Below are 22,153 nucleotides of genomic sequence, written 5' to 3'. Positions count from 1 at the left end.
GAAGTCGAGATTCAACTACCGCCAGTCGTTGGGTCAGAATCAAAATTGCTACAATTACCTATAAAACTGACGGTTGGTATATCGGCTTGACCCTAGAAGATGTAACTGTACCTAGTCTGAAAACTGATATTACACCTACATCAGACAACACTGTAGGTATTGACATGGGGTTGAAATCATTGTTGATAACAAGTGATAACGAAGAAGTACAAATTCCTCGTTATTACCGTCAAGCTGAAAAAAAGTTAAAGCAACTACAACGTCAGCTATCCCGCAAGGAAAAAGGCTCAAGCTGAAATGGGGTAAGCGCTTACTGTACAACAAAGCCATTAGTCTACAACGACACTTTCAGGTAGAGCAATAACTTTGCTTTTTGTAGCATTAATTCGATTTGGTTGCCCATCAGGACTAATCAAGTCAACCCCAATTATTTGATATAAACTTGGCTCAGTAGAAAGTTTAGGAAGTTCTGCAAGATTGCCTAAGTAAAGCACAGCAACAGTAATAGAACAGACGTTAGCTGTTCCTGTTGAACACCCATCTGGATAATTAACACCGCTAAGAACCCCTAGAGTACCAGAGGGAAAACCGCCGATAAATTCAGCTTTCAGACCTGGGACTACTTTCCAACCAGCTTTCTGCTTTTTAAAATTCTGATCTAATCCGGAAAAAGAGAAATTAGAAACCGCGCTAAAGTATGAAAACTCTTGACCGAAAGTTCCTTGTGCAACAGTGGGTGTAGTTGTTGTGTTCAAGTAAAAAGAACCTTTTCCTCCTCCGTCTAGAGTAAACTCAAACCTCAGTATGGGTTTAGCAGTGTCAGTAGCTAGAGTCCGAATCACTGGAAAGCTGACTGCGGCGCTGGTTGCTAGAAGTAAACCTCCACCCAGTTGGAAGAATTGACGACGAGAATAGTTATTAAGCACAATGCATTTTCCTTTAAGTTAAAAAAATTAGCTGCAAACGTTTAAATTTTTACAGTCTCAAGCGTAGGAGCGTAGGCGTAGCCCGTCGTAGACATCGCATTTGCTTGTTTGGCGATCGCAAAAGCTATTTCGGAGACTAGAATTGCTTGTTTAACGATCGCCTTTGCTTGTTTGGCATATGCATGGAGTTCTTCCCCCTGCTAGAAAGCCCCCTTGCCTCTTGCTCAGGCAATAAGCTCAAAATCGCTGGCAGTCGGTGTGAAGCTGCCTTGAAGTGTGGCAATTTGAGTCGGTTGTACCAAAACACCCGTCAAAAGACCGTCATTAATGTAGTACAAGCCTTGATTTTGGCGATTGTAAATGATATTAGCTGCTCCGAGTCCCGTAGTCAGGTTGGTAATCAGATTCAGATCGTCTACAACTCGAAACTCATTAGGCCGACTGAATCCATTGCCCGCCGCACTTTGAATACCAGTGAAAGTGGTCTTGGATAGAACGATTTTGTCAGTCCCTTGCACGAAGTCGGTGATGTTATCTAGTCCCACACTCGCTGCGCTGAATGCTCGTGTGGGGAAATTTATGAAAATAAAGCGGTCAGCCCCAGCACCGCCAGTCAGGATGTCATTGCCAGCACCACCTCTGAGGTTGTCATTGCCAGCGCCGCCTTTTATCGTGTCAATGCCAGCACCGCCAAAGCAGCTGTCATTTCCGTCTCCACCATAGAAGAGGTCATCCCCCTCGTTGCCGTTGAGAGTATCGTTGCCCCCCTGTCCGAGCAAGATATCGTCGCCCTCGCGGGCGCTTATGGTGTCATTACCAGCACCGCCATTCAGGGCTTCGCTGTTGCTAGTGCCATTGATTACATCATCCCCAGCCTTGGGGTCAGTCACCTGCTTGACGGTGCCATATACGTTGTCGTTATTATCACTGACTCCTGTATCATCGTTGGCGGAATTGCCTGAGTAAGTTGGCAGTGTTCCCTCAGAGACAACAGTAGGCAAAGTGGTGGGCATCCCTTGGTTGTTGTCGTTAGGATTGGTGGTGGACTGCATGATGAATAATCCGCCCCCCAAGCCATTGCCCTTATTGGCTCCACTGCCACCGTTAGCTGTATTGTTATTCAGATTGACAATATTGAAGGTAAGGCTGCCACTACGCATAAAAATAGAACCTCCCAGACCTGCGCCACCGCCGCCACTTTTGGCGCCATTACCGCCGTTCTTGCCACCTGTACCGTAGCTGCTGCCGCCACCACCGTAGCCGCCTTTGCCGCCGACGAAGCCGCCGCCGCCGCCGAAGCCGCCATCGCCGCCTGGGTTGCCTGCCCTGCCGCCGCCGCCACCACCGCCAAAGCCACCGTAACCGCCACTGCTGTACCTGCCGCCGCGATCGCCGCCACCGCCAAAGTTGTCGTAGGCACTGGGATCGGGATTGCGGTAGTTCCCATTGCCACCATAGCCACCATTTTCACCGTTGTCACCAGTGTTAGAACCAAACAATCCACCGCCGCCACCACCACCGAAACTGTTGCCGAACATACCACCGCCGCCACCGCCGAAGTCTCCTGTGGCGTTGCCACCTAACGCTTTGTTGTTCTCAAAAGTCACATTGCTCAAAGAGACGTTGCCATTGTAGATGAACATCCCTCCTCCCATTCCCGCACCGCCTCCACCACCACCGTCACTATCCCCTCCTTTAGCGCTGCTGTTGGCGATGGTCAGGTCGTAGCAATCCACCTTTCCTGACTTGATGAAGAAGGGACGAAACCTGCCATCGCCACTGACGGTCTTGCCGTTGCCCACCATCACAATATCGCTGTTGAGCAGGGTCTTCATCACCCCAGTAATTGTGACGTTCGTTTGTAACTCGATCGCATCAACTCCTGGATTGACGTTAGCTTGCCGGATAGCATAGCTGAGGCTGCCTACCACATCGCCATTTCCGTTGTCGGTGGTTTGAGTGACTTGATACAGTGTCATCAGATTTAAGCTCTTTGTTTAATGATTCGATAACAAATAGTTGAATTTCTCTTGGACTGATCGAAACAGCAATATTGGCATCAAAAGCCAGAATTTATTCCCAATTCTGATTTCTAAATAAGTGGTGGAATATTGTGCAAAATTTATAATTTAATAGTTCTCAAGATTATGCATTTGCTATTTAAAGCTTTCTAATCTTGACTTCTGATTTTTTTAAAAGTGATTCGTTTCGTTTGATAGTTGCTATGTACTAGCTACTAAGTTACAGGTTATCAACAGGATAAACAAGGGTTATTAGAAAATGTCCTACTTTTCCCACTTTTCCCACTTCACTGAAACAGAAACAGTGTTTTTGTAGCTGATTTTCTCTTAGAATCCCCGCCATCTTCAGCTTGGACATCCGCCAGGGTCTTGCTTTTGACCGAAGAGCGATGGCGGAACCCCACCGTAGGCGATCGCCAAAGTAACAAATGCGATCGCCAAAGTAACAAATGCGAACGCCGAAGTAACAAATGCGAACGCCAAAGTAACAAATGCGAACGCCGAAGCAGCAAATGCGAACGCCAAAGTAACAAATGCGAACGCCGAAATAACAAATGCGAACGCCAAAGTAACAAATGCGATCGCCAAAATAACAAATGCGAACGCCAAAGTAGCAAATGCGAACGCCAAAATAACAAATGCGATCGCCAAAGTAACAAATGCGAACGCCGAAATAACAAATGCGAACGCCGAAATAACAAATGCGAACGCCGAAATAACAAATGCGAACGCCGAAATAACGAATGATATTAATAGGACTTACGCACTGAAGCCTGAAACCTTGATCCCCCCTAGCCCACGCCAGTCGCTCCACTTGAGGAGACCCCTACAGCCCTTCTCCTAAAGGAGACGCACTCGCGTTCGGGCATCCTACGGCAGGCGCTAGCCTCTCCCTTTGGGAGAAGACCGCGCTGGCTCCCCTTAAAAAGGGGGGAATTTCTAAAGCCCTGCTTTTTAAGGGGGGCAAAAACCTCTCAAAGTCCCCCTTTTTAAGGGGGATTTAGGGGGATCAAAAGCCTGTGACACACCTTTAGAAGACTTGTGTGTACACCGTAGCCAAAGCATCGGGGGGGGGAATTTTTTTACAACTCATTTAGGATTGCTATATATCGTAAGTTGTTTATCAATGAAGTTAAATTCAAACATGACTAAACTAATCGAATACGAAGATGCCAGCGCTGAGGTACGTGCAGTATATGAGGACATCCGCACTACACGCCAGAATGACTACATCAATAACTTTTGGAAAGCCCTAGCTAATCATCCTCCTACACTGCAACGAACGTGGCAAACGGTAAAGGAAGTAATGACAAGTCCTGGTGAGATTGATCCACTAATGCGCGAATTAATTTATATCGCCGTGAGTGCAACTAATGGCTGTGAGTACTGTATCGCTTCACATACAGCAGCAGCGCGTGCTAAGGGAATGAGCGATACTATGTTTGGTGAACTAATGGCGATCGCAGCCACCGCCAACATGACCAATCGTCTCGCTAACGGCTATCAAATTCCGGTGGACGATCGCTTCAAGCAGTAGACAATGTTAATGTATTGGCTTACATTGCCAATGCATTGGCTGACTTTGCTTCAGCCAGAAAATCTGGATAGTGCGGCGCTTGGCGACAACACAACGCCAGTTGCTACAACGGAGGGAACCTCCGCAACGCACTGGCTCCCCTACAGACTAACTTTTACTGTGCGACGATAATTGCCCACATAGTTGCTCCCAACCCAATTGCTCCTATGTGTTGCCAAAGAAGCGATCGCAGTGGTTGCCGCGCAATTTTTTGCGTTAACAATATCGTCAGCAACACTGATAAAATTATGGTTGCACCTTGCAAAAACTCAATCACAGCAGGATGAGCGACTAATATTGGTAATTGCTCACCGCTAAGACCAAAGGTAGCGAAAGTCACAGGTAAAATTCGTCCGCCTTCTGTCAAGCCCAAACGCAAGTAGTGAGCAAAGTTAGCTCCCAACACTAATGGTAGGTAGCCATAAGCAAGTTCTAAAAATGCTCGCGGTTTACGTTGAAAATTGAACAGTTTCAACAAGCCGTGTGCCAAAAAGGGAATAGCAGCCGGGATAGTTAAAGCTAGTAGCGACAGTCCTAAGTGCTGCCAAAACTGTGTTAAATCCAATTCCAACCCTAACCAAGATTGTAATTCTGGCAAGCGACGTATATATACTCCGCCCAACAACAAAAACAATAATGCGACTTCATAAGTGCGCGGTTTATGAGTTGTCCACAGTTCAATACCAGGGGGACGCAAATTAAACTCGACGGAACGGTGGGGACAAGCTTTCAGGCAAGTCATACACAGCACGCAATCTCTGTTATCTTCTAACTGCGCTGGGTGCGAATACAACGGACAGCCATTAGTTTCCATGCCTTCGCCTTTTTGCGGCCCGCCTTTATAGCACTGATAAGTGGTGCAACTTGCAGAACAAATCCCTTGCTGCGCCCGAAGTTCAGTCATAGAGAGTTTGGCAAATAATCCATTCATCCCACCAATGGGGCAGAGATATCGACACCAAAACCGCCGCTCAAAAATCGCTGAGAAAATCATTGCCCCAGCGGTAATTAACAGTAATAAACAAGCGGAGAGATAAGCAGTATTTTCTAAGTTCCAGAGTTCTTCCCATAAGAAAATTAAAGCGAACAACCCAAATAGGAACCATCCGCCCCATTTCTCAGCTTGCTCCCGTGGCCAGCGTTTGAGCTGTCGCGGAAACAGCCATAGAGATAGCTTTTGGGTAATTTCCCCGTAAATCATGAAAGGACAAATAGAACACCAAACACGACCCAAAAAGGGCAAGATAAACAGAAAGAAAGGCCACCAAAAAGCCCAAAATAGATTTAAGGCAAAATTGCGATCGCGTGTTTGCGGCCCTATAAATAATACGCCGACGATGAAGGCAAAAGCAGCGGCAGTGAAGCCATAATTAATGCGATCGGGCCACCACGCACTACGCAGAAATTTCCGAAAATCAGGATAGACATTTAAAAGATTTACCCGAAATCGTTTTTTCTTAGTTTCAGCTGGCCAGAAGATTTCTTCTGTGAGTTCACTAGCATTTTCCGCTTGAACAATTGCCCGTTCTACAAGATTTTTTAATTCTTTGAGATTACCAGGGAAATCATAAGACTGCAAGCGACGCAACGCTTCTGGGGTAATGTGCGGTTTAGAAATCCCTCTTGCCCGCGTGTAAAGACTAATATAGTATTCCACCTGGGTTTGGATATCACCTTTCCGTACCCGTAGCGGCGGTACTTTTATAATATGACCGACAGAGCGCTCAATTGTCGGCTGACTTGCTTCAGAAACAATCAGAATTCTGGCTTTGCTAGGACGAGGTTCAACTTCTGGTTCTCCAGAACGAGTCACGGGGGTATACGTGCCAGTTTTGAGCAACTGTGTCACAGCAGGTAATAACTCTTTAGGTAATTCTTGGATATTGTTAAGAACTAAAGTACCTTCCCCCAGCCATTCCAACAGTCCTGGTTTACCGCCAGCACGACCAAATAAATCTGCACCGCTAGTTTGCACAATCCCGCAATTGACTTTTATAATTGGTTCACGCCGTTTTGCAGAACCAAAGTGGATGAGAGCTGCGATATTGTCTTTTTCTAACCCTGGTTCCCCGAAAATATCTACTGACTTGCGGTCAGCAGCAGCTTCTCTAATTTGCTCACGCAGACGTACAGCATAACGACTTGTACCGACAATTCCCCGTTGCGCCTTGGTAACTAAATATGGTCGCAAAGCGAGAGAACGTTCTTGTTCGTAGCCAAGAGCAGATGTAGCTTGAGCTAACTCTTGAGCTAATTGGCGGGAGAAAGCCTGATTAATTTCGGGATATTGAGTGACTAATGGGCGAAATTTATCAGCAGGCACAACCCACAAATGAGATTCTGTTATAGCAGTGATTGTGAATGGAATTAATTCATCCAACAGCAATTCTTTGAGATTGATGACTGAACCAGGAAGCAATCCGTAAGCGAAAGCTGGGTTGTTTTGATTGGTGGTATTGCTTTCGAGGTGACCTTCTTGGAGAATATAAAGCGCTTCTGGATGAGTACCTTCATTAACTAAGTCTTTATCTGCTGGCACAACTTGTTCTTCAATCACTTCGGCGATCGCATCTAACACCTCAGATGAGAGAATTCCTAAAGATGTGCGTTCTTGTAGCCATGTAACTGTTTCTGGAGATGTCATATTAAGTTCTCCGTGCAGGCCGCTGTATAAAAGCAATTATCCCTGAAAGCTATGTTAAAAGAGCTGCACTTAGTGATTGTGCATTAATATCGGGAAGCAGAGTCTTAGTTAGAGTTTATTAGGGGGCTGATAATGGCAATTTATTTAGACTCAGCGATCGCATCGGAAGCTGAACTTACCAAGGATTGGGGTTGGGTAAAGGGCGTTACCACAAATCCTACACTGTTAGCTCAAAGCGATACCCCTCCTGAAACGACGCTGAAAAAATTGGTTGCCTTGACGAATGGCCCGTTATACTATCAACTCGTAGCATCAGATAAAGCTGGAATGCTAGCTGAAGGACGAAAAGCATTTGAGATTATTGGTTCGCAAACGATTTTGAAGATTCCCGCAACACCGCTAGGGTTTGAAGTGGTAGCGAGTCTTTCACCAGAAATTACTTGTTCAGTGACAGCAATTTATAGTGCAGCACAAGCAGCAGTAGCACGAGAAGCAGGGGCAAAAATTGCCATAGCCTATGTAAATCGTGCTTCCCGATTATTAGGAGATGGTATTGCTTTAGTACGAGATATGGCTAGTGTACTCAAAGGTAGCGATACAGAAATATTAGCAGCTAGTATTAAATCACCTGAAGAAGCAGCAGCCTCATTGCAAGCTGGAGCGGATCATCTAACTTTACCTTTAGCGATGTTACAGGCGATCGCAACTCATGAATTTTCCCAAAAAACCGTTGAAGAATTCGCTAAAGGAGGCATCGGCTTAAAATAATTCATAATTCGTAATTCGTAATTCGTAATTCGTAAGCTATAAATATGAATTTTTCAGATATCCCTAATCTCTGGGTTCCCTTAGCACTTTTAGGTTTAATTATCGCAGCTGCTGTTTTTTTCAGTCGCAGCAAATGATATCTCAAGCATTACAGTTGAGGTGGAGGTATCAGTTCTATGTTTGCTATTGTCACACCAGAGAAAATCCATTTACCCCCAGGTGCAGTACTCCACCTACCTGGAAGTTGGCAAGACTATCAAATATTAAATCAGCAATTGGGCGATCGCTCTTCTCCTCGCATTAAGTATCGAGATGGAGAAATTTTCTTGATGGCTCCGCTACCAGAACACGGGCGCAAAGTAAGCGTGATTGCAGATGTAGTCAAAGTTTTGCTCGATCATCTGGGACAAGAATACGAGTCATTTACGCCAATCACAATGGAACTGCCAGAAAAAAGTGGTATTGAACCAGATTACTGTTTTTATATTGAAAATTGGTCAGCAATAACAGGTAAAAATCGGATCAATTGGGGTGTTGATCCATCACCTGATTTAGTGGTGGAGATAGATATAATCAGTTACACAGACGTAAATGACTATCTGCCTTATCGCGTGCCAGAAGTATGGTTGTGGAGAAAGAACCAACTTGTGATTTATAATTTGCAGGGCGATCGCTACATTCTTGAAACCAGCAGCCGATATCTGCCCAACATCAATGTCTCAGAGATAGTCACAGAATGTTTGCAAATTGCTTACGAGCGTAATACTAGCGCAGCCATTCGCCAATTGCGACGGAAATTGGCAAGTGAGAATTAAGTTTATTGCTTTTGCTGCAATATGAGGAGAAATGGCTGCTAAAGACCTATTTCATGATGCTGTAAAACAAGCACTTCTAAAAGAGCAGTGGGTGATTATAGCAGATCCGTTAAAAATCAGGATTGAGCGTGTAAAATTTGAGATTGACTTATACCAGTTTTAAAAAAGAATGTGACAAATAAACCATGCTGTAGAGACGCGATGAATCGCGTCTTCACCCAAGGATGTGTTGCAATCATTAATTGAATCGTTATGGCAACGCTTAACGCACCCTACAATTTCTATGTTTTTGACGACATTTACAATTATGAAACCCAATATATCGTTTATCGACAAGTACAATATCTAAACACAAAAAATATCAAAATTGCAAAACCCGTTGCTGCATAAAACACGCTACTAATGCCACCAAAACCAAAGGCATAACCCATCAATAACGGCCCCAAGGTTTGCCCTAAACCAAAGAATGTGCCATTTACCGATATAATCGTCGCCAAATATTCTCTTGGTGCTAAATCTGCTAAAAGAGTTTGGATACTAGGAAAACCAATACCTAAACCAATACCAAAAATTGTACTAGGAATTAATAGTAACCAAATGTTTGGCACAAAGGGAACAATAAACATAGCTAAAGCATACAAAATATAAGATGCACTAATTAAATTAGTGGCTGGAAATCTTCTTGCTAATCTACCTAATTGAGCAGATGTGATAGTAATTGCCACAGAAACACTAGAAAGTAGTAATCCAATTACTGTAGGTGGTGCTTTGAATGTATCGTTAATTAGTTGTGGTAAATAAGTGACGTAAGCACCATAAAGGAAAACGAAATTAGCAGCACTGGCAATAAAAAGCCCAAATAACTGGCGATTTTGCAAAACTTTTACGGCATTGCGTAAATATTCTTGGAGGTTGCGTTGGCGTAGCCCGTCGTAGACATCGCCTTTTGGTTCTGGATTTTTTAGTACAAATAACACCAGTAAGCCAATAGGAATTGCGAATATTGGCAGTATAAAGGGATAATACCATCCCATTGTTGCTAATGCACCGCCAATTATCGGATAAGTTGCTGTACCAACGCTGCTAATGCTAGCGCTGTACCCCATTGCAGTAGTGCGTCTATCTTCTGTATATAAATCACCGATTAAGGTGATACTAAGAGAAAGCAAAGAAGCAGCTCCAATTCCTTGCAGTAAACGCAAAAATAACAACAAATTAAAATCACGAGCAAAAGCGCAAGCTGTACCAGCAATAGCAAATAAAAATAGTGAAGGAACTAGAATTTTTTTTCTGCCCCATCTATCAGCTACAACACCAATAACAGGCCCTAATATAAAAGCAGGTAAAGTAAATACTGTTACTAACAATCCAAAATCCTTTGGATTGATGTTTAATACTGTAGCTAGCTTAGGAAAAGCTGGAGTTACACTAGACACTCCAAGCACAGCAATTAAGGTAACTGCACAAACAATCTGAAAATTAAGTTCTTGATAAACTGGCTTACGGCGCTCAAATTTCTCATTGTCTGCGGAATGCATAATATATTCTCTGTGTTTAAATAATCAAGAACGCGAAGCTTCTAGTCTAGAAACCTCGCGTTTTCGTGCAACAAAAGTGCCTAGTTTAAATTACTTTTAAGCGGCAACTTTTTCCTGAAATAGTTTAAAAGTCTTTTTGCTAGCACCGCAGATTGGACACTCCCAATCATCGGGAATTTCTTCAAAAGGTGTACCAGGTGCAATTCCTGAATCAGGATCGCCAGCAACTGGATCATAAATTAAGCTGCATTTTACGCAAATCCATTTACGAGTTTTCGGATCATCCCCTGCAACCCTGGTTGCTGCTTGTCCTCCATTTAATACTTCTAAAGCTTCAGCGTAGCGATCAGCGTGGTAATTTTCGATGGGTTTTAATAAGCCAAATCGGTGTGCTGCTTCACGAAATACATTAGCATGATCAGTGGATTCTTTAACTTGCTTGAGAAATTCTTCGGCTGCGGGATTATCGCGATCGCGTTGAGCAGCTGTGGCAAACTCTGGATACATTGTAGTGTACTCATAAGTTTCACCTTCAATCGCCAAAGATAAACAACGAGATACAATTTCCTTCTTTTGTTCGTCAGTTAAAGCCGCAGCATTTTCTACTACAAGTTCTGGATGTAGTAACTCAAAATGTGCAAAAGCGTGTTCAGTTTCTTGTTCGGCTGTTTCTTTAAAAAGTTTCGCCAAATCTGTAAACCCAAGTTTTCGTGCTACTTCCGCAAAATACAGATACTTGCGATTTGCCATCGATTCGCCACCGAAGGCAGCTTCTAAGTTTTGGAGTGTAGTAAAGTTGGATAAATCCATAAGTTTTGGATGCTTGCGAAGTAATATTTACTGCTGAAAACAAACTAAAAAACAGGTTGAATGCGCTGATATATACATTGTTGAGAAATGTTCTCTGCAACGTCTCTCAATCTGTATTTAGTTACCTGTTATATTAGCTGCTTTAGGATAATTATAAAACAGAAAGAATTCAGAATTGAATTTGAGTCAGTGTGGTGAATAAATGGATTCAAGTCCTCCATCAAATTGAAAATTTTGTGGTGCTTCTAGGTGGCGAGTCTGTCTTGGAAAGTTCTGATCTGAGGTTTCCTCCGCTTAGACTTTCTGCTAAATATTCTACTAATTGCATTCTGAATTATGAATTCTACATTCAGACTTCTCTTTTAATTAAATATTGATTGAATGTAAGGCATATGCCCTATACAATATCTACCCAAATATCAATTGTTTATGAATGCCATAATTCACCCATTAGCTCAAAGGAAACGTCTGCGTGATATCAAACCAATTCCAATTACACATATACCGAATAGTGTTGCGTTAGTTCTCGGTTCTGGAATTGTCTGCGGCGTCTGGAACGAACCACTCAAAAAAGCTCGTCCTTTCAAGGGGGCAGTTGGATCTTGATCGAGTGACTCAATTTCACTAAAGTTAAATATGCCTGTAGCACCGCTAAATCTGCCTGTACCACCAGTGATAGTTAAAGTGCCAGAACCTACTAATTGGCGGTTGATAAAGTCAAATGAAGCGGTAGCGCTACTGCTGCCAAAGAGTTTATCATCGCCACTACCAAAAAACTCGTCTCTACCAATTGGGAAGCCTTGTAAACCAAATTTTGTTGGGTCTTGAACGAATACGAGATTACCAGTATCGGGGTCAATTCGGCTGTAGTTGTCTATGCTTAAAAAGTTAGTCAAACCGTACGGAGCATCAGGATTAAAGCCTGAGACAAATGCTTTTGATACGTCGGTTGATGGTATAGGTATCAGATTTACTTCTGTTTCATAGGCTGCATTGAATGGAAACGTAGTCTGAGCGATCGCTTTTGCCGTACTTGCATCCACACTAAGTAAAGAGAAAACTAGTGGAACCAGACATATACTATGCGATCGCAGTGCCATTGGGAAGCCTCCCATATCAAAAAATATTAGCTTTTACAACGAGCAGAATCTTTATTTCAAACATCATCTCATGCAATTCCACCGTTAACACGGATATTTTGCCCAGTTATCCAACGTGCTTCATTGCTAGCAAGAAATGCTACTACATCGGCAATTTCTTGGACATCTCCCAGTTTGCCAAAGGCTGCTCCTTGGGCTAAACGGTTAATTTGTTCTTCTGTTTTGCCTTCTCGAAAAAGTTCTGTATCTGTAGGGCCAGGAGAAATAACGTTAACTGCAATTCCTTTTGTACCTAATTCTTTAGCTAGTACCCGCGTAATTTGTTCAACAGCACCTTTAGTTGCTACATAAACACTATAAGTTGGCAGCATCATCGCTGTAGTTGATGAAGAAAAGTTGATAATACGTCCACCTTCTGCCAAATGTTGCGCGGCTTGTTGACAAGCAAAATAAGTACCTTTAACGTTAACTGCAAAAATTTTGTCAAATTCTTCTTCTGTTACTTCTGTAATTGGTTTATAAATTACCGTTCCGGCATTGTTAACCAAAATATCGACTTTACCAAAACGTTGAATTGTTTGCTCAAATAGCCGTTGGATATCAGCCACCTTACTCACATCAGCTTGTACAGAAATTGCTTCTACTCCCAGCTTTTCAATGTCTGCAACAACTTCTTGGGCTTTATTTGCATTACCTGCATAGTTAACAACAACAGAAGCACCATTACCTGCTAACTTAAGTGCGATCGCTCGTCCAATTCCGCGCGATGCACCAGTGATAATTGAGACTTTGCCTGCTAGAGATGCCATAGATTTACCTCTTTAAAAAAGTGCTGAGTGGGGGAGTGGGGGAGTGGAGAGTAGGAGAGTGGGGGAGTGGGGGAGTGGGGGAGTGGGGGAGTGGGAGAGTGGGAGAGTGGGGACAAGGAGGACTAACTCCAAACTCCAAACTCCAAACTCCAAACTCCTAACTCCCTACCGATGACTAGTAGAAGGAAGTTTGTCCTCAAGATTTGAATCTAGCTGCTGTGGTTTTTGACCGCGACTTAAGCGATCGCGAATGTTTCCGATTACGATATATAGAATCGGTACGATAAATAAACTCAACAAAGTAGAGACAATCGTCCCTCCAGCAACTGCTGTACCAAGAGATTTTCTACTGGCTGCTCCTGCTCCTTCGGGATTGACCAATGGCCAGATACCCAGAATAAAAGATAAAGAAGTCATCAGGATAGGCCGCAAACGCTCTTGTGATGCTTGTATCGCCGCTTTACTTATCGAAAGACCTTGCTCCCGCAGTTGGTTGGCAAATTCTACAATCAGAATGGCGTTTTTACTTGCCAGACCAATCAACATCACTAGACCAACTTGACAATACACATCGTTGGCTAAACCTCGCAATGACTGCGCTGAGAGCGCCCCTAAGATAGCTAGGGGAACTGAGAGCATAATAATCAGTGGGTCAACGTAGTTCTCATACTGTGCCGCTAGCACCAGAAATACAAACACAAGTCCCAATGCAAAAATTAAGGGCGCTAAACCACCAGATTCTTTTTCTTCTGCGGTAATCCCTGACCATTCATAACCCATACTTGCAGGCAAAATCTCATTTGCTAGTTTCTCCATCGCGTCAGTTGCTTGTCCAGAACTGTAACCAGGAGCAGCTGCACCGTTGATTTCAATAGCGCGGAACAAGTTGTAATGATTGATAGTTTGCGCTCCCGTAGTCGGTCTAACTTTCACGAGATTGCTGAGGGCAATCATTTGATTGGTTGCAGAGCGAACGTATAATTTGCCAATATCTTCTGGGTTAGAGCGAAACTGCGCGTCTGCTTGGACGTACACGCGATAAGTGCGTTGTTGCAAATTAAAGTCGTTGACGTACCGCGAACCCAAGTAACTCTGGAGGGTATTGAAAATATCGTCTACATCAACTTGCAAAGATTTAGCTTTGTTGCGGTCTACTTCAATTAACATCTGCGGTGTATTTGCACTAAAAGTGCTAAATACGGCTTGCAATCCTGGGGTTTGATTACCGCGTTGGAGTAACTGACCCATGACTTGCAACAGGTTATTTAAACCGCTGTTACCTTGTCTGTCTTGTAACTCAAATTGAAACCCACCAAAACTGCCTAAACCCTGAATCGATGGCGGATTCACAGGAAAAATTCTCGCTTCAGGAATTGCCGATAACACTCCTCCTAGCTTGCCGATGATTGCTGCGGCTGACTGATCGGGTTCGTGACGCTCTTGCCAAGGTTTGAGGGTCGTAAAAATCGCACCACTATTAGCTGAGTTGCCACTAAAACCAAAGCCGCCTATGGCGAATGTACCTGTGACTTCTGGTAGTTTGAGAATTTCTTTTTCTACCTGAGCCATAACATCGCTAGTGTAGTTGAGTGAAACTCCCTCTGGGCCTTGAATAATGGTGATGAAATAGCCTTGGTCTTCATCGGGGATAAATGCTGTGGGTACACGGGTATAAAGCCAGCCTGTAAAAGCCAAGGACAAGATAAATAGCAGCACAACGATCGCTTTGATGCGATTGAGGCGAATTAGCGATCGCTCATATCCCCGGCGTAACCAATCAATAAATCTGTTAACCTGATTAAAAATCTTACCCAACCAGCCACGTGGTCTTTGCCCCCGACGCAGCAATAAAGCTGAAAGGGAAGGAGTCAGGGTAATAGCCAGAAAGGTAGAAATCACCATTGAAAAGGCGATCGTTAGCGCAAATTGCTTATATATTTGTCCTGTAGTTCCTGGGAAAAAGGCGACGGGGACAAATACAGCCATTAGTACTAGAGAGGTGGCAATCACCGCTCCGAACAATTCCCGCATTGATTCGGAGGCAGCCTTGCGCGGCGACATTCCTTCATCTTCGATTAAGCGAGAAACGTTCTCAACTACGATAATTGCATCATCCACCACTAACCCAGTTGCCAAGGTTAAACCGAACATCGTCAGGGTATTGATCGAAAAACCGAAAGCCTTGATAAAGGCAAATGTGCCAATTAAGGTTAGGGGAATGACAATCACTGGAATTAGTGTCGTGCGCCAGTCCTGCAAGAAGATATAAATTACTAAAACAACAAGAGCGATCGCTTCTAGTAATGTCTTGACAACTTCCGCTAAAGATGCTTCTACAAAAGTTGTTGTATCAAACGCCACCTGGTATTTCATCCCTGGTGGGAAACGTTGTGCCAATCGCGCCATTTCGGCTTTTACTGCTTTAGCAACATCCAAGGCGTTACTTCCTGGTGTAGGAAATATCCCGATACCCACGCCATCATTGCCTCTAAACCGCAAGAAAGAGCTATAGTCTTGCGCTCCTAGCTCTGCCCTACCCACATCTCTGAGTTTGATCAATGCGCCATCCGCACCTGTCTTGATCACTATATCTGCAAATTCTGATGGATCAGTCAACCGACTAACAGCTTGCAAGTCTATTTGATACATCTGGCCAGGTAATGATGGCTGCTGACCGATTTGCCCAGCGCCTACCTGTAGGTTTTGTTCCTCAAGTGCATCAATTACATCTTGGGCGGTGAGGTTGCGAGTAGCAAGGCGATTAGGGTCGAGCCACAGACGCATCGCATAGCGGCGTTCGCCAAAAACTTGCGCCTCACCTACACCATTAATTCTTTTGATGGCATCTACGATGTAGAGGTCAGCGTAGTTGCTTAAAAAGATATTGTCATACTCTTTGTTATCTGAGTACAACCCCATTGCCAAAAGAATATTGTTGGACTGCTTATTAACAGTAACTCCAGTTTGCTGTACAGGTTGTGGCAGCTGAGGTTGAGCTACGGATATCCGATTTTGCACATCAACAGCTGCAATATCTTTGTTCCGTGATGCGTCAAATGTGACTGTAATCGTACTATTGCCATTGTTACTGCTGCTTGAAGTCATATACTTCAAGCCCTCGACACCGTTAATTTGGCGTTCTAAGACAGTCGTTACTGTATTTTCTACAATTTCAGCACTAGCACCAACATAATTAGCAGAAACAGTAATTTGAGTTGGGCTAATGTCTGGATATTGCGCCGTAGGCAGTGTTGGGATACTAATTGCTCCCACCAGCAGAATGATAATGGCGCAAACACTGGTAAATACAGGCCGCTTAATAAAAAAGTCAACAAACATTAGGGATTATATATTGGTATTTGGTAAGTGCTACTTTGGGGATTGGGGAAGGTGGGGCCCCCTCTGGGGAACTCGGGGCCCCCTTTGGGGATTAGGGGCGAAGGGGTAATGGGCATTGAGGATTGCGGAACAAGTGATTAACTTCTATTCCTTATGCTCCATGCCTCATGCTCCATGCCCCATGCCCTATGTCCCATGCCCCATTTAAGATTCTGCAACTATAGGAACGCCATCCCTGAGATTGAGCAGCCCGGAGATAATAACTTTATCTTCTGGCTGTAATCCTTCGATAACTTGGTAATTATTAGCTCTGATATCGCCTAACTGCACTCGCTTTTGCCGAGCTACTTGTTGGGATACACCTTGAGGAGATTTCTCTGTTTCAACAACATAAACAAAAGTTTCCCCGGCTACACGAGTTACTGCTGTTGTTGGAACTAAGATTCCTGGGCGCTGATTCCAAATCACTCTAGCTCTCACCAATTGATCTGCACGCAGCTGACCTCTAGAGTTGTTAAAGAGGGCTTTGATCAGTATGCCTTGCGTTTCATTACTGGCATTAGGTGCAATAAAAAATACCCTACTTGTACCCAGACTTTTACCTTGTGCATTCATCACCTCCACAGGCATTCCCTTACGCAATTGTGGCCCTCGCTCCAGTGGCACAGAAATTTTAACTTCTAAAGGTCGGTTTTGAGTGATGGTAACTAATTGGGTCGAAGTACTAACAAAATCACCTACTTTCACTGGGATGTCACCAACTGTGCCACTAAAAGGAGCCGTAATTTTGTAGTACTGAAGTTGGACTTTTTGTTCGTTAGTATTTGCATCGGCTTGCTGTAGGGATTTTTCAGCCTGCACTATAGTGGCTCGTTGTGCTTGAATCCTAGAATCAATTGCACCAAGTTGAGCTTTAGCTGTGGCTAGTTTATTAGCGTACTGATCGCTCGTCTGTCGAGCTACCGCTCCTTGATCTGCCAAGCTAGAATACCTTTGATATTCTTGCTGGTTCAATTGCACATCAGCAAGGTTGGATAGACGTTCTGCTTCTAGAGATTTGAGTGTTGCACGAGCATTTTCTACTTGTGCTAAAGATGCTTGAGCCGCAGCATTAATGCCAGTGACCGCAGCTTGTTGCTGTCTAGGGTCTACTTGGATAATTGCTGCTCCTTGGGCTACTGGATCTCCCGATCGCACAAATATCTGGCTGACTTGACCTTGAATCCTTGGCTGGAGTGTAACTGAGCGCCGAGACTCTAGGTTAGCAATAAAATCTGAACTTTCATCTATTGTGCCGTTTTGTACTGTCGATACCTTTACTCTTACCCCTGGAGGTTGAACGTTAGCAGTTGAAGGTGCTGAATTGCTCGGAATTAGCAAACGCCACACAACTGCTGCTCCACCGCCTAATAATAGTAGCCCAGCAATCAATAACCAAAGCCACCGCCGTTTTCTAGGGGGTGGCTCAAATGAGGTTTGTGGAAGATTGTCTTCAAAATTAGTTTGAGGCTCAGGGGATGTCATGGCTTACGAGGAACCTAAGGAACAAATTAACTAGAACTCAATCAGGATTTTATCTGTTGATATTGAAGGTACTGTTTTAGCATGATGTTTTCTGGGGAATTATATGTTAGCCGATCTAAATATACTATTTCTTTAGTTTTGTCTAAATCTACCGAAAGATGAATGCTTAAATTTAGATTACAACAAACGACAATATTTACTTTACTTACAATTGAGCTACTCCGGCTAGTTTTTATTTATTGCGGAAAATATTTTAATCTTGCTAAATTTAAATTCTTCGAAATACTGTTGTGACAAAAAAATACAACTTCTACCTGACATAAGGTTGTAATGATTACCAAAACTTCACAATATCCTAGCGTTTTTTATTATTCTTTCTCAGAGATTGAATCTATTAATGCAATCTGAAAACAACAGCCTAATTTTTATTAATTTATGGAATAATATACTTGTAATATGAGCCAAATACGGAGCTTAATATACAGCAGAAATCAGGAGTAAAGTTACTTATATATATATAGTTTTTGAATTTAAAATTTATATATAATTAACTTTTAATCTGCTGTAAAAATAGATAGCAAGTTCAATTTAAAGATTTTTAAGATATCAATTATTCGCTATATTACAGGGGTTTTAGATTATTAATTTCAGTTATTAAAATAATAAGAATACTTTTTTTTGGTTTTCTTGAGCTTTGATTTTTATATTTTGTTTTAACTAATATATTAAACATTAAGTTAATCATTACTTTTTGACAGCATGAAAAAGTCATGGCTAATCAGTTTTTTAAATATTTGTATTAATTTTTTTAAAATATGTGATTAAAAGTCCGAAAATGTCATGTAGCAATTCTATTTGGTTGATGATAATTGAAAGTATCCAAACCCCGATTTCATAGAAAAACGGGGTTCTTACAGTTCACGAATAATTTAAGGCTGCTATATTAACGTGAGTTTGAAACCTCTACCTCTTGAGATTAAGTTCAGCTGTCTGGTACGATGGATGTTCTTTAGTGGATGACGAAATCAGCGTCTGTTCAAAAACTTTGGCGAGGGCTGTTTGAAAACGCTGCCGATGCTTGAGTTTGAAGAAGGGTCGAACTATTTCGACGATCGCACCAGCAGATTCTTGTCTATTATCAATGACTCGAATCGCCCGTAGAGTCCCAAGCTGTATTTCTTTTTCAACCATCAAGTCAGAAATTCCTGTTGCACCTACGCCATTTTCAATCGCGGCTTTTGCCATCTCACCACTGTTGAACACTAAAATTACATCAAGTTCGCTCAGATTGATACCCCAATTGATTAAAGCTTCCTCAAACCTTTGCTGTGTGCCAGATTCAGGTACTCGCATCACCCAAGGAGTTTGAGTCAGTTCTGTTAACTTAACTTCTCCTCGCTCAAACCAAGGGTGAGTTTTGCCGACAACAATTTGTAAGCGATCGCTCCCCATAATTTCGTACTCCAGAGTACTCTGAAGCGCCGGCTTGACATCTCCTTCCACTAAACCTAAGTCAAACTGTCCCATCGCAGTACCTACACAAATCGTCTCTGCATTGGCGAGAGTACAGTTGATTTGGATACCAGGATATTGCCGCTTAAACTCGCTAATCTTAGTGGGAAGCCAATAGTTACCAATTGTTAGACTTGATCCTAATTTCAATTCACCTCGTTGCAGATTATTCAATTCCCGCAATCCCCTTTCTGTCAAGGTGACTTGATCAAGAATTTTCTGTGCTTCCACTTGTAATAACTTACCCGCCTCCGCAATTTCGATATGGCGGCCAATCCGATGAAATAGTTTCACTCCATATTCCTGCTCCAAATTGTGGATTGCGGCACTCACCGCAGGTTGCGTAATATAAAGTTCTTCCGCTGCACGTGTAAAGTGTAGGTGTTCCGCCACGGCTATAAAGATTTTTAGCTGCTCAAGCGTCATCCCTGCCATCTGAGGTATTCCTAAAGCCTAGTATCAAATATTTAATCACTAATCTTTATCATTTTGACAAAAAAAAGCATTTGCTTCTATCAATTCCCTTGACTAAAGTATAAATTGAGCATAAATACCGGGTTAAAACATCTGAAGTAAAATTCGTCAATTCCAGTCAAGCCGAGGAGCAGAGCATATGGCTGCTTCCTTTTGAGCAAGCATGAAAATCAAGGCTTCCGCTAAGAAGCGGTATAGTCACTGCAATTACTACGGCTTCGCTGCCTTCAGCGCAACTAGTGTCAACAATTTCGTCATCTTGACATTATTTTTCTCATAAGTAAATGCAACGTTACGCCATTGTCACACTAGTATGTGTCTAGTGCTACCTGTTTATAAGTTAACTTGATTGTCTGCGATCGCTAAGTTTTTATATGACTAAAGTAATAATTTTGTGAATGATTGGGATGATTTTGAACAAATTTTTTCAATATACATATATCAGGTAAGAGCTTAAATTCAGAGAAAAAAATAGAACAAGCGCTCGTTAAAAAGCTCTCTGAATCTTGGCTGATTTTTGTGATGTCATGCTTGATTTTATTTAGATATCTGCATTAAGATAAGGTTTGAAAATGCATAGGCATAACAAGTATATTCCGGGAGTTCAACTACCTCGTTGGATAGGACTCATCTGGAAAGAGATTGGTAAGTGCTTTGGCATTATTGTAAAAGGGATATTCTTGGGGCTAAGGGTGTTATTAATGCAGTTACAATCCAAATCAACAGAGGAAGATAAAGAGAAAAAGAAAGCTGGACGACTGAATCCGTCGCGAATACGGGATCATTTAGCAAATGAACGTACCTACCTCGCTTGGATGCGGACAGGGATTGCTCTGTTGGGTTTTGGTGTAGTAATTGTGCGTTTGCGTGCCTTTCAAGTACCCCTTGTACCTCGTCCTGGCACAGGTTGGAAGTTAGGTTTAGTCTTCTCGTTGGTGGGTTTAGTCACAGTCTGGCTTTCTACGGGACATTATTTCGCTGTGCGCCGTGATATCGAAGAAGATACCTATGAACCTACAGACCGTTGGGTACTCCTGTTCAGTCTCGCTATTATGATTCTCGGAGCTGGTGTAATATATTTTGTTTTTACAAGTCCTTTAGACCCTTTGAGTCCAGTTATGCCTGAGTGATGGTGATTGGATAAAATCAATATTTAATTCTAAGGATTATATTCAAATTCATTTTGCGATGCCTGCGGCGGTCACTGAGCAGCTGGCGAGCGGCTGGTGAGCGGAGTCGAATCATGTTGTTCGCCTTGGTCTACCCAACCATGTAGAGACGTTGCATTGCAACGTCTCTACAAATTCTATTGGGATATTAACCTAAATCGAAAAGCAAGATTTCGCCGCCGATGTCGGTGCTAATTTCTAGCTGTTCTTCGCCGTTGATTTGCACACCATCGCCTGCTCTTAGTTCCTCGCCATTTAAGTTGACTATACCTTGAGCTATTTGTAACCAAGCATAACGATCTGGTTTGACTTGATAATTAACAACATCACCTTCCTCTAAAACAGAGGTGTATAAATCTACATCTTGGTAAACTGTTACAGCACCGTCACGTCCATCTTTAGCAGCAATTAAACGGAGTTTGCCGCGCTTTTCTTCTAAGGGAAAATGTTTTTGTTCATATCTTGGTGTCAACCCTTCCTGATTAGGTAAAATCCAGATTTGCAACAAGTGTAATGGTTCAGTTGGCGAAGGATTAAATTCGCTGTGGCTGATTCCAGTACCAGCACTCATAATCTGTGCGTCACCAGGACGAATTACTGAACCTGTACCCAAGCTGTCTTTATGCTCTACCGCACCTTCTAAGACATAGGTGAGAATTTCCATGTCTCGATGGCTGTGAGTAGGGAATCCTGCACCAGGAGCAATGCGATCATCGTTAATTACGCGCAGAGAGCGGAATCCCATACGGTCGGGATCGTAAAAACTACCAAAAGAAAATGTGTGATAACTATCAAGCCAGCCAAACTGAGCATGACCGCGAGCATTTCTATCATGAATTAAATGAGTAATTGTATTTTGAGACATAAATTTACCTCGCTGTTAATCAAGCTTTAATCTCAAGAAATTAAGCACTTCATCATTAATTAGCATTAAGTTACTAGACAGAAATAAATACTGTCATTGCAAACGAAGCAAAGTAATCCCAACCCTTTACAACTACTACTTTGCGGGAAGACTCTGCCTACGTTTCACTTTGTTCCACTCGCAGTGACAGATTTATATTTTATGATCTTGATCGACTTATACCAATTCAATTAATGATTGCAACACATACTTGGGTGAAGACG

Annotated in this window: 18 protein-coding genes and 1 pseudogene; 7 read left to right on the top strand and 12 right to left on the bottom strand. The window is 42.8% G+C overall.

Annotation, left to right across the window (positions count from 1 at the left end; all coding sequences use genetic code 11):
* Positions 1 to 86: 86 nt before the first annotated feature.
* Positions 87 to 296: a transposase gene (locus tag WKK05_RS31145; RefSeq protein WP_341526865.1), complete on the top strand. Its 210-nt coding sequence runs from the start codon at positions 87 to 89 to the stop codon at positions 294 to 296.
* A 33-nt stretch (positions 297 to 329) separates the two neighbouring features.
* On the opposite strand, the gene WKK05_RS31140 is transcribed toward WKK05_RS31145, so the two are convergent.
* The 3 genes from WKK05_RS31140 to WKK05_RS31130 all read right to left on the bottom strand — a co-directional run bounded on the left by WKK05_RS31140 (position 330) and on the right by WKK05_RS31130 (position 3,598).
* The gene (locus WKK05_RS31140) at positions 330 to 926 is read right to left on the bottom strand and encodes a hypothetical protein (RefSeq protein WP_341526864.1); all 597 of its coding nucleotides are present in this window, start codon (positions 924 to 926) and stop codon (positions 330 to 332) included.
* A 224-nt stretch (positions 927 to 1,150) separates the two neighbouring features.
* Positions 1,151 to 2,533 (bottom strand): calcium-binding protein, encoded by a 1,383-nt coding sequence (locus WKK05_RS31135; RefSeq protein WP_341526863.1) that lies wholly within the window; start codon positions 2,531 to 2,533, stop codon positions 1,151 to 1,153.
* A gap of 759 nt (positions 2,534 to 3,292) precedes the next feature.
* Positions 3,293 to 3,598, bottom strand: coding sequence for a hypothetical protein (locus WKK05_RS31130; RefSeq protein WP_341526862.1), 306 nt, complete (start codon positions 3,596 to 3,598; stop codon positions 3,293 to 3,295).
* A 493-nt stretch (positions 3,599 to 4,091) separates the two neighbouring features.
* Between WKK05_RS31130 and WKK05_RS31125 the strand changes: the two genes are divergently transcribed.
* Both WKK05_RS31125 and WKK05_RS31120 read left to right on the top strand, forming a co-directional pair.
* Positions 4,092 to 4,484 (top strand): carboxymuconolactone decarboxylase family protein, encoded by a 393-nt coding sequence (locus tag WKK05_RS31125; RefSeq protein WP_341526861.1) that lies wholly within the window; start codon positions 4,092 to 4,094, stop codon positions 4,482 to 4,484.
* A gap of 3 nt (positions 4,485 to 4,487) precedes the next feature.
* Positions 4,488 to 4,655 carry a hypothetical protein gene (locus WKK05_RS31120; RefSeq protein WP_341526860.1) on the top strand — a complete coding sequence of 56 codons (168 nt, stop codon included), beginning with the start codon at positions 4,488 to 4,490 and terminating at the stop codon, positions 4,653 to 4,655.
* Here WKK05_RS31120 and WKK05_RS31115 read toward each other — a convergent pair.
* On the bottom strand, positions 4,639 to 7,167 hold the full coding sequence (locus WKK05_RS31115) for a sigma 54-interacting transcriptional regulator (protein WP_341526859.1): 2,529 nt from the start codon (positions 7,165 to 7,167) through the stop codon (positions 4,639 to 4,641). The genes WKK05_RS31120 and WKK05_RS31115 overlap by 17 nt on opposite strands.
* 132 nt (positions 7,168 to 7,299) lie before the next feature.
* Between WKK05_RS31115 and WKK05_RS31110 the strand changes: the two genes are divergently transcribed.
* From WKK05_RS31110 to WKK05_RS31100, 3 genes and pseudogenes are all read left to right on the top strand, one after another.
* A complete protein-coding gene (locus WKK05_RS31110) occupies positions 7,300 to 7,935 on the top strand; it encodes a transaldolase family protein (protein ID WP_341526858.1) in 636 nt (211 codons plus the stop codon).
* A 176-nt stretch (positions 7,936 to 8,111) separates the two neighbouring features.
* Positions 8,112 to 8,750: a Uma2 family endonuclease gene (locus WKK05_RS31105; protein ID WP_341526857.1), complete on the top strand. Its 639-nt coding sequence runs from the start codon at positions 8,112 to 8,114 to the stop codon at positions 8,748 to 8,750.
* A gap of 31 nt (positions 8,751 to 8,781) precedes the next feature.
* Positions 8,782 to 8,901: pseudogene (locus tag WKK05_RS31100) on the top strand (element excision factor XisH family protein); the annotation flags it as partial.
* A 175-nt stretch (positions 8,902 to 9,076) separates the two neighbouring features.
* On the opposite strand, the gene WKK05_RS31095 reads toward WKK05_RS31100, so the two are convergent.
* From WKK05_RS31095 to WKK05_RS31065, 7 genes are all read right to left on the bottom strand, one after another.
* Entirely contained in the window at positions 9,077 to 10,288 is a 1,212-nt protein-coding gene (locus WKK05_RS31095) for an MFS transporter (RefSeq protein WP_341526856.1), read from the bottom strand.
* A 96-nt stretch (positions 10,289 to 10,384) separates the two neighbouring features.
* Positions 10,385 to 11,098 (bottom strand): rubrerythrin family protein, encoded by a 714-nt coding sequence (locus tag WKK05_RS31090; RefSeq protein WP_341526855.1) that lies wholly within the window; start codon positions 11,096 to 11,098, stop codon positions 10,385 to 10,387.
* Positions 11,099 to 11,553: 455 nt separating this feature from the next.
* Positions 11,554 to 12,213 (bottom strand): hypothetical protein, encoded by a 660-nt coding sequence (locus WKK05_RS31085; protein ID WP_341526854.1) that lies wholly within the window; start codon positions 12,211 to 12,213, stop codon positions 11,554 to 11,556.
* Between the two features lie 53 nt (positions 12,214 to 12,266).
* On the bottom strand, positions 12,267 to 13,007 hold the full coding sequence (locus WKK05_RS31080) for an SDR family oxidoreductase (protein ID WP_341526853.1): 741 nt from the start codon (positions 13,005 to 13,007) through the stop codon (positions 12,267 to 12,269).
* Between the two features lie 165 nt (positions 13,008 to 13,172).
* Positions 13,173 to 16,346 (bottom strand): efflux RND transporter permease subunit, encoded by a 3,174-nt coding sequence (locus WKK05_RS31075; protein WP_341526852.1) that lies wholly within the window; start codon positions 16,344 to 16,346, stop codon positions 13,173 to 13,175.
* A 204-nt stretch (positions 16,347 to 16,550) separates the two neighbouring features.
* A complete protein-coding gene (locus WKK05_RS31070) occupies positions 16,551 to 17,870 on the bottom strand; it encodes an efflux RND transporter periplasmic adaptor subunit (RefSeq protein WP_341526851.1) in 1,320 nt (439 codons plus the stop codon).
* Between the two features lie 963 nt (positions 17,871 to 18,833).
* Positions 18,834 to 19,817 carry a LysR substrate-binding domain-containing protein gene (locus WKK05_RS31065; RefSeq protein WP_341526850.1) on the bottom strand — a complete coding sequence of 328 codons (984 nt, stop codon included), beginning with the start codon at positions 19,815 to 19,817 and terminating at the stop codon, positions 18,834 to 18,836.
* A 611-nt stretch (positions 19,818 to 20,428) separates the two neighbouring features.
* Between WKK05_RS31065 and WKK05_RS31060 the strand changes: the two genes are divergently transcribed.
* Entirely contained in the window at positions 20,429 to 20,986 is a 558-nt protein-coding gene (locus WKK05_RS31060; protein ID WP_341526849.1) for a DUF202 domain-containing protein, read from the top strand.
* A 187-nt stretch (positions 20,987 to 21,173) separates the two neighbouring features.
* Here the strand turns inward: WKK05_RS31060 and WKK05_RS31055 are convergent, their stop codons facing one another.
* Positions 21,174 to 21,890 (bottom strand): pirin family protein, encoded by a 717-nt coding sequence (locus WKK05_RS31055; protein WP_341526848.1) that lies wholly within the window; start codon positions 21,888 to 21,890, stop codon positions 21,174 to 21,176.
* Positions 21,891 to 22,153: the final 263 nt, after the last annotated feature.

The sequence above is a fragment of the Nostoc sp. UHCC 0302 genome (assembly GCF_038096175.1).
Lineage (GTDB): Bacteria > Cyanobacteriota > Cyanobacteriia > Cyanobacteriales > Nostocaceae > UHCC-0302.
Note: the sequence above shows the minus strand (reverse complement) of the source record. Positions and strands in the feature narration are given on the sequence as shown.